This is a genomic window from Salegentibacter tibetensis, assembly GCF_020164485.1.
GTDB classification, from domain to species: Bacteria; Bacteroidota; Bacteroidia; order Flavobacteriales; family Flavobacteriaceae; genus Salegentibacter; species Salegentibacter tibetensis.
On sequence record NZ_JAIQZA010000097.1, the window covers coordinates 1 to 749 of the forward strand.

Annotated in this window: 1 protein-coding gene; it reads right to left on the minus strand. The window is 40.6% G+C overall.

Translation table 11 applies throughout. From position 1 onward, the window contains the following. Nucleotides 1-521: IS110 family transposase (locus tag LB467_RS18660; RefSeq protein ID WP_224475660.1), on the minus strand; the 521-nt coding region annotated here is incomplete at its 3' end. Nucleotides 522-749 lie beyond the last annotated feature (228 nt).

Sequence of the window (749 nt, forward strand, 5' to 3'; positions counted from 1 at the left end):
GCTAAAATAGCCCTGATGATCTTCAAACCGCTTGCTCCGTGCACCTGGCTCAAAACTTCTTTTAAACGTATATTCATCATCGTAAGGGCTTTTTGCATGTGATTGACATGCATGGCAGCGCTACGGATATGATCTTCTCTTAGGCGTTGATAACTCCGTAGTTCCTGAATCAGGTCCTCTGCTACAAAACACCTGTTTAATAACCCATAACTATGCAGTTGCTGTATCCACTGACAATCCTTTACATCAGTTTTTCTGCCTGGTACTTGTTTGGTGCTTCTCCCATCTACCAGCCATACATCAAAGCCTCGAGCCTGAAGGATATCATACAGGATTATCCAATAAACACCCGTTGTTTCCATAGCAACGGTATCTACCTTGTTTTCCAGTAAGTAGGATGCTGCACTTTCTAAATCCTCTGTAAAGGTGTCGAAGCTTTTCACCTCCTTACCTTCCAGTCCAACAAAAATTTTGCGGGCACCTATATCAATACCCGCTGCATGTACTCTAATTTTTTTCATGGCGAATAATTTTAAAAACCACAGTTGGAAAATCTTTCAGCTTGCAAGACTACCATTCGGGCATCAAGTAAATTGAGCACCAGCATCGCTAACAATATTTTCCAAAACCATACTCAGCAACAGGTATGAAACACTATACTTATATCGGTTAACTCGTGGTTCATTATATTTACCATTAAAATTACGTCAAAATCCTACGCTAGGTAATTTTTTTACCGCAGGTCTCAG